The sequence below is a fragment of the Roseomonas rosulenta genome, assembly GCF_016106005.1.
Classification (GTDB): domain Bacteria; phylum Pseudomonadota; class Alphaproteobacteria; order Acetobacterales; family Acetobacteraceae; genus Neoroseomonas; species Neoroseomonas rosulenta.
Window position 1 is genome coordinate 1 of record NZ_JACADR010000259.1, and the last position, 6,323, is coordinate 6,323.

Genomic DNA, 6,323 nt, shown 5'->3' on the forward strand with positions numbered 1-6,323 from the left:
GGCGCGTGCCGCTGCCGCGCCCGAGCCGCTTGCGGCCCGCGTCGCGCGCCTCGAGGCCGCGCTGGCCGAGGCGCGGCACGCTTCCCCATCGCCTCGGGCCGCACCCGCCGCGCAGGCCGACCGCTTCATCGCCGCCGCACTGCTGCTGCAATCGGCGGTCGCGACACCGCGGCCCTGGCTGCGCGAATACCAGGTGATGGTGGCGCTCGCCCCACCCGGTGCGGTGCCCGCGCCGCTGGCGGAAGTGCTGCTGAGCCACGCCGCGCGGGGCCTGCCGACCGAAGCCGAATTGCGCGAACGCTACGCCGTGCTGGCGCCCCAGCTGGTGGCGCGCGCGCCGCGCCAGGGCGATGCATTCGACCAGACCTTCTCGGTGCTCCGTGGCGCGGCGGCAGGCATCGGGCTCGCCGCGCCGCCCGCACCTTCCGACCAGGAACAGGCGATCGCCGGCGTCGCGCAGCAATTGCGACGCGGCAACCTCGCCGCCGCGGTGGCGGATGCGGCCGCGCTGGCACCCAGCCTTCAGCCTCTGCTGGCGGGCTGGCTGGCGCAGGCCAGCGCGCGCCTCGCGGTCGAGCAGGCCATCCAGGAAACCCTGCTGCGCGCCCTGGTGGCCCAGGTGCCGCCGGCATGACCTACCCCGTGTCCAGAATGGAGGCCGCCTTGCGCCATCTCGTCCTCGGCCTGCTTGCTGGGCTCGTTCTGCTCGGCGCTGGCCCGGCCTCCGCCCAGGGCAGCATGACGCTGCGCGACCGGCTGGTGATCGTGAATTCCTCCTCCACCGCGGGGGTGGGGCAGCTGCTCGCGCGCAGCTTCGCCGAGCGCTTCGAGGGCGTGCCGACACCGACGGCGACGACGCTCGGTTCGGTGCGTGCGATGGAGGCCTTCTGCGCCGGCATCGGGCTGCAGACGCCCGACATCCTGCTTGTCACGCGCCGCCTGCCGCGCGCCGTGGTGGATGCCTGCGCCGCGAACGGCGTGCGCGACATCGTCGAGCTCCAGCTCGGCCTCGGCGCCGTGGTGCTCGCGGCGCGCCGCGGCGAGGCCATGCCCGGCCTCTCCTCCCGCCAGGTCTATGAGGCCCTCGCCGCGGAACGCGCGGTCGAGGAGGAATTCATCCCGAACCCGGCGCGCTTCTGGTCCGACCTTGGTTCGGGCCTGCCGCGCAACGAGATCCGCGTCATCCTGCCCGTCGGCGGCTCCGGCCCGCGCGCGCTGTTCGACGACCTGGTGATGGAGGCCGGCTGCCGCTACGTGCGCGACATCCGTCTGCTGTTCGAGGCCGCCTACCGCCGCAGCAAGTGCATCACGGCGCGCACCGACGGGCGGGCGCTCGACGTCCATGCGGACCAGGTGCCCGCGGCGCTGCTCGCTGCCCCGCCCGGCACGCTCGCGGTGGTCAGCTACGACCAGCTGCTCGCCAGCGGGGGCAACCTCGTGGCCGTACCGCTCGACGGCGTCGCCCCCAGCATCGGCGCCATCGGCAGCCTCGACTACGAGCCGGCGCGCACCTTTTTCCTCTATGCCAAGCGCCAGCACAGCCGGAACCAGCAGGGCGTGGGCGTGGTGCGCGGCATCCACGAATTCCTGGTCGAGAGCACCAGCGAGCATGCGGGCGGTCCCGGCGGCTACCTGGCCGGTGCCGGCCTCGTGCCCCTGGTGCCGGCGGAGCGTGCGGCGCAGCGCCGCATCGCCCAGCAGGCCCGGCTGATGTCCCGCTGACCCGCCGCGAAACGGATCCCCCCCCAATGCTCGCCAAGGCCCTTGCCGTGACCGCCCTGCTCGCGCTGCCCTGCGCCGCGCTGGCCCAGCCCGCGCCCCCGGCGGTGATTCCGGCACCGCTGCAGGATCTGCCGTCGGATGACGGCGTGATGGCGCGCGCCGAACGGCTCTGGAGCGGCGTGATGGACAGCTTCGGCATCGGCTTCGGCGCCGGCGGGTCGATCGCGCGCGGCCATGCCGTGGCGGCGGCGCACCAGCAGGCGCGCGACGACTTTGCCTGGCTGATGGACATCGCCGGCTACAAGCTGAAGGAGATCGAATCCTCCATCAGCCTCTTCCCGAGCCTGTCGCTAACCTTCGGCCAGGCGCGCGAGCTCACCGACGCTGACCGCGACTACGTGGAGCGCATGCTGGAACGCCATGCGCGGCGTCACCCCGGCCCCATCTCGGCCCTGCAGCGCACCATCGTGCGCGGCGTGATGGACGCGGGCGAACTCGGCGACTTCGCGGTGGACAAGGTCGAGGTCGACCTGCTGCCGCTGCCGCGCGTGAAGTTCCAGCTCTCGCCCAGCGATGCGCCGCTCGGCGTCAAGGCCAGCCGCATCCTGCGCGCGATCGACCGGCTCAACCAGCGCGTCCAGGCCATGTCGCGCCAGACCGCTCCCGGTGGCCGGCAGACGCTCGAACTGCCCGGCGCCACGCCGGCGCCGCTGCTGCCCGCCACGTCCATCCTCCACTGACCCCGTTCCCTCGACCGCGCCAGCACGGCGCAGACCGCGAAAGGCAGAAGGCCCGATGACCGCGACGGATACCTTGCCCCGGCAGCGCTTCACCGAGCTGGTGAAGCTGCAGCTCCAGGGCCGCCGCTTCCTGGACCGCGACCAGGAACGCCGCCTGCTCGAGGAAGCGATCACCCGCTACGGCCTCAGCCTCGACCAGGCGAGCGGCCTGCTGCGCGGCGCCGCGCAGGAGGAATCGATCGCGCTGGAGGGCGAGCTCGGCGCTTCGTCGCGCGAATTGCTGCGCACCCTCGCTGACCGGCGCGACCGCGTTGCGCGCGATGATTTCCGCCGCGCCGTCGCCTTCTACCGCGCCCGCGCCGGCGGCGACATGACGGAAGCCGAGGCGCAGAGGCGCGTGAAGCGGCTGATGGAGGAACTCAACCTCCAGCCACGCCCGACCGGGCGGATCATCCGCTCGCGCCGCTGGTATCGCGCGATCGAGGCCTGACCATGACCTGGAGCACCCGACCCATGACCCGCATCCTCGCCCTGCTCGCGCTGATCCTGATGGCCGCGCCGGCCGCTGCACAGGCGCCCGGCCCCGCACTGCCGGCGCCGGTGCCTCTCCTCTCGCGCCCCGCGCCGGTGCCGGCCATGCCGCAGATCTCGGCGGGCCACGCCGCAGCCCTGGGCGCCGGCATGTTCGTGGGCGCGCTGGCCGGTTCCGCGCTGATCCATGGTGGCGCGCTGGCCGCGCTGATCGGTGCCGCCGCGGGCATCACGGTCAGCCACTGGTACTGGACCGAGCACCGCGACGACGCCGACTGAAACGCGCTGGCCGCGCAGAATGCGCCGGCCCTTCCACGACCACCCGACGCGCCGCGGAGGATCCCGGCCTTGGACATCCTGCTTCCCCATGGCCTCGCGAGCCTGCCGGCCTGGCTCGGCATGGCCATCACCATCTCCGTGCCGGTGGCGATCGCGCTGCTGCTCGGGCGCGTCATGTACGCGCTGTTCACGGCGGCCGAGTTCCAGGCCAATGCGGTGGTCGGCGCGGTCAAGTACGGCTTCGTGGTCGAGATCTACGCCGTCGTCGCCGCCCTCACGCTGGTCGGCGCCTGGGACACCTACCAGACCGCACGCGACACGCTGCAGAAGGAAGCGTCGGGCCTCTACATGCTGGCGCTGTCGGTCGAGACCTTCAACGGACCCGGCCTTTCCGAGGCGCGCGCCGAGATGCGCGGCGCCATCCGCGCCTATGCCGGCGCGGTTGTGACGCAGGACTGGCCCGCGATGCAGGCGGGCGTCGCCTCGGCCGGTTCCGACGCGCCGTTCCAGCGCCTGACCCGCGCCTTCCTCGATGTCGAGAGCGAACGCGGGGCGCAGCAGGCGCTGCAGCAGACCGCCGGAAGCTGGCTCGCTCAGGTGGCGGAGGCGCGCATCGAACGTCTCTCGGTGCAGTCGCGCACGCTGTCGGGGCTGATCTGGATGCTGGTGCTGACCGTCTCGGTCGCGGTCATCGCCTTCCAGTGGTTCTTCGGCGGCGCGAGCGCGGCGATGCACTACGCCATGGCGGCGGTGATCGCGGTCATCGTGGGTTCGGTACTGCTCGTCTCGGTCAAGCTCGCCTTCCCCTATGTCGGCGACCCTGCGTTGCTGACGCCCGCGCCCTTCCTCGCGATGATGGACCTGCGCTGATGCCCCTGTCGGATTCAGTGCGCCGCGCGCGCGCCATAGCGCCAGCGCTGGAAGGCCAGCAGCGCCAGCGCGAACAGCCAGGGGCCGAGCTGCGCCGCGAACCAACCCAGCAGGTACGCCGCGTAGTGCAGCAGCAGCGCCGTGTGCAGCGCCAGCATCACGAAGGCGCAGATGGCCCGCAGCCGCGCCGTGCCGTGCCACAGCCGCAACACCGTCACGCTGCCATGCAGGACGCCGAGCAGCGCCAGCCAGGCCAGGACGGCAGCAGCGGGATCGGCGCCCAGCAGCGCCTGCGGCAGCGCGGCCAGCGCTTCGGCGCGCGGCAACGCGTGGCGGGCCAGCAGTTCCGACAGGCTGCCCGCCCAGGCACCCTCGGCGTCGAACACGCGCTCGGGCAGGAACATCCCGCGGCCCGGTGCGGCCAGCAGCACCGCCAGGCCGAAGGCGCCGCCGGTGCCGATCGCCAGCAGGCGCAGCAGCGGCACGGCCTCCGCATCCTGGGGCGCGGCGATGGCGAAGGCCGCGCCGGCGATCCGCGCCAGCGCGACCGCGCCGCCCAGCGCCAGCAGCGCTGCCGCGAGCCCACCCAGGATGCTGCCGAGACCGCCGTCCATGCCGTCTCCATAGGCCGCCGCGGGTTGACGCTTGCTTGCCTGTGGATTGCGCTCCTGCTCGCCGCGCCGCTGCGCGCCGAGACCATCGCCATCGCCCCGCTCGGCGGCGACGCCTGCCGTATCCACGCCGCCCCGCCCGGCACCCATGCCGCCGAGCTCGCCGCCCTCGAGGCCGAAGCCGCGCGCATCGCCGGCTTCGCGGAGCGGCTGCTGGGCGATGCGGCCGTGATGCGTCTCGGCCCCGCGCGCGAGGGCGTGCCTGCCTTTGGCGACTGGGCCTATGGCTGGGTGCAGAGCTACGTCACCTCCTATCGCATCCTGCTGCGCGGTGCCGCCGGCCTCGCGCGGTCCGTCACGGCCGAGGACGAGACCCCGCTCGCCGCCCGCCTTGCCGAGGAAATGGCCGAGCCGATCCGTGCCGAGTTCCGCGCCCGCGTGCTCGCGCCCGCGCTGGGCCAGGGCAGCTTCGCCGGCGATCTCGCGCATGTTGCCGCCGCGGTCGATGCCGTCTGGACCGCCGCACTCGCCGCAAGTGCGGCGCGACTTGGCGACCTGCCGCGCGCCGCCGCGCCACCGACGCACCGGATCGACCTCGCCGCCGCGGGTCACCCGCTCGCGCCCGGCATCCTCGCCGCCGCGCCGGCCGACCCGATGGCCCTGCTGGCCGAGGATGGCGCCGATGGCGGCACGGTGTTCCTGCGTTCCATGCGCCCGATGGCCGCGCGGCTCGGCGCCGTCGCGGTCCGGCTCAGCGAAGCGGGGTCGCTCGTCGCCGCCGGTGGCGGGCTCGGTTTCGCCATGGCGGGCATGCCCGGCACGTTGATCGGCCTGGGCGGCGGCATCGGCGCCTCCTGGGCGATCGACTGGCTGATCAACCGGCTGGATGCCTCGTTGAACCGCGCCGCCTTCGAGAGCCAGGCGATCGAGGCCATCGCCCGGGCCGAGCGTCATTTGGCCGAGGGTGCGGCCGCGTCGGTGGCGGCCGCGCTGCGCCAACGCATCGCCGCCCTTGCGACGGAGATGGAGTGCCGATGAGCGACACGCCGCAGGACGTTCCCGCGCCCAGGATCGCGCCCGGCGACTGGACCGGGCTGGTGACGCTGTGCCTCGCCGCGCTGTCGGGGCTGTTCTCGGTGCTGGCGCTGGTGGTCGCGCTGCACGGCGCCCCGCCGCAGGTCACCGCCGCGGCGCAGGCTGCCGCCCCGTCCTGGGATGCGCGGGCGCGGGCCGAGCCGCCGCTTGCCGGCGATGCGCCGCGCCTGCTGGTGGCGATCGAATTGCTGCTGCCGCATTTGCCGCGCGGCGCGCCCTTTCCGCGCGCCTTCGCGGTGGCGGTCGCGCTGGCCTCGGGCGATGCGGAAGCGACCCGCCTTCTGCTGCCGCTCGCACCCGCCGCCGCCGAGGGCGCGCCCACGCTGCGCCGCCTGGCGGAGGATTTCGGCCCCGCCGCCGATGCCGCCGTGCTTGCCGAGATGGGCTTCGGCGCGGATGCTGGCTGGCTGGCGCGCCGCGCCGCGGCGACCATGCGTCTCGGAGCGTCGCTCGGCGCGGCGCGCCAGCCAGCCAG

The 6,323-nt window shown here is 74.1% G+C and carries 9 protein-coding genes; 8 read left to right on the forward strand and 1 reads right to left on the reverse strand.

All coding sequences use genetic code 11. From position 1 onward, the window contains the following. The 6 genes from HW578_RS21345 to HW578_RS21370 all read left to right on the forward strand — a co-directional run. Positions 1 to 634, forward strand: a 634-nt coding sequence (locus HW578_RS21345) for a hypothetical protein (protein ID WP_456308293.1), incomplete at its 5' end; no start/stop codon positions are given. A gap of 29 nt (positions 635 to 663) precedes the next feature. Then, positions 664 to 1,722: a PstS family phosphate ABC transporter substrate-binding protein gene (locus tag HW578_RS21350; RefSeq protein WP_198372735.1), complete on the forward strand. Its 1,059-nt coding sequence runs from the start codon at positions 664 to 666 to the stop codon at positions 1,720 to 1,722. 26 nt (positions 1,723 to 1,748) lie between these two features. Continuing rightward, complete coding sequence (locus HW578_RS21355; protein ID WP_198372736.1) at positions 1,749 to 2,462, forward strand: hypothetical protein; 714 nt, start codon at positions 1,749 to 1,751, stop codon at positions 2,460 to 2,462. Between the two features lie 55 nt (positions 2,463 to 2,517). After that, a complete protein-coding gene (locus HW578_RS21360; protein WP_198372737.1) occupies positions 2,518 to 2,952 on the forward strand; it encodes a hypothetical protein in 435 nt (144 codons plus the stop codon). Positions 2,953 to 2,975: 23 nt separating this feature from the next. Next, on the forward strand, positions 2,976 to 3,272 hold the full coding sequence (locus HW578_RS21365) for a hypothetical protein (protein ID WP_198372738.1): 297 nt from the start codon (positions 2,976 to 2,978) through the stop codon (positions 3,270 to 3,272). A gap of 69 nt (positions 3,273 to 3,341) precedes the next feature. After that, the gene (locus HW578_RS21370) at positions 3,342 to 4,142 is read left to right on the forward strand and encodes a bestrophin-like domain (protein ID WP_198372739.1); all 801 of its coding nucleotides are present in this window, start codon (positions 3,342 to 3,344) and stop codon (positions 4,140 to 4,142) included. A gap of 14 nt (positions 4,143 to 4,156) precedes the next feature. Here HW578_RS21370 and HW578_RS21375 read toward each other — a convergent pair whose 3' ends face one another. After that, positions 4,157 to 4,756: a hypothetical protein gene (locus HW578_RS21375; RefSeq protein WP_198372740.1), complete on the reverse strand. Its 600-nt coding sequence runs from the start codon at positions 4,754 to 4,756 to the stop codon at positions 4,157 to 4,159. Positions 4,757 to 4,780: 24 nt separating this feature from the next. Here HW578_RS21375 and HW578_RS21380 point away from each other — a divergent pair, with 24 nt between their 5' ends. Together HW578_RS21380 and HW578_RS21385 are read left to right on the forward strand one after the other, a co-directional pair. Beyond that, positions 4,781 to 5,791: a hypothetical protein gene (locus HW578_RS21380; protein ID WP_198372741.1), complete on the forward strand. Its 1,011-nt coding sequence runs from the start codon at positions 4,781 to 4,783 to the stop codon at positions 5,789 to 5,791. Further along, a partial coding sequence (locus tag HW578_RS21385; protein WP_198372742.1) for a hypothetical protein occupies positions 5,788 to 6,323 on the forward strand: 536 nt, incomplete at its 3' end. The genes HW578_RS21380 and HW578_RS21385, both read left to right, overlap by 4 nt.

What these genes read in the sequence shown, in the direction of transcription:
- HW578_RS21365 (WP_198372738.1), top strand. Translation starts at nt 2,976, where the DNA reads ATGACCCGCATCCTCGCCCTGCTCGCGCTGATCCTGATGGCCGCGCCG.
- HW578_RS21360 (WP_198372737.1), top strand. Translation starts at nt 2,518, where the DNA reads ATGACCGCGACGGATACCTTGCCCCGGCAGCGCTTCACCGAGCTGGTG.
- HW578_RS21355 (WP_198372736.1), top strand. Translation starts at nt 1,749, where the DNA reads ATGCTCGCCAAGGCCCTTGCCGTGACCGCCCTGCTCGCGCTGCCCTGC.
- HW578_RS21375 (WP_198372740.1), bottom strand. Translation starts at nt 4,756, where the DNA reads ATGGACGGCGGTCTCGGCAGCATCCTGGGTGGGCTCGCGGCAGCGCTG.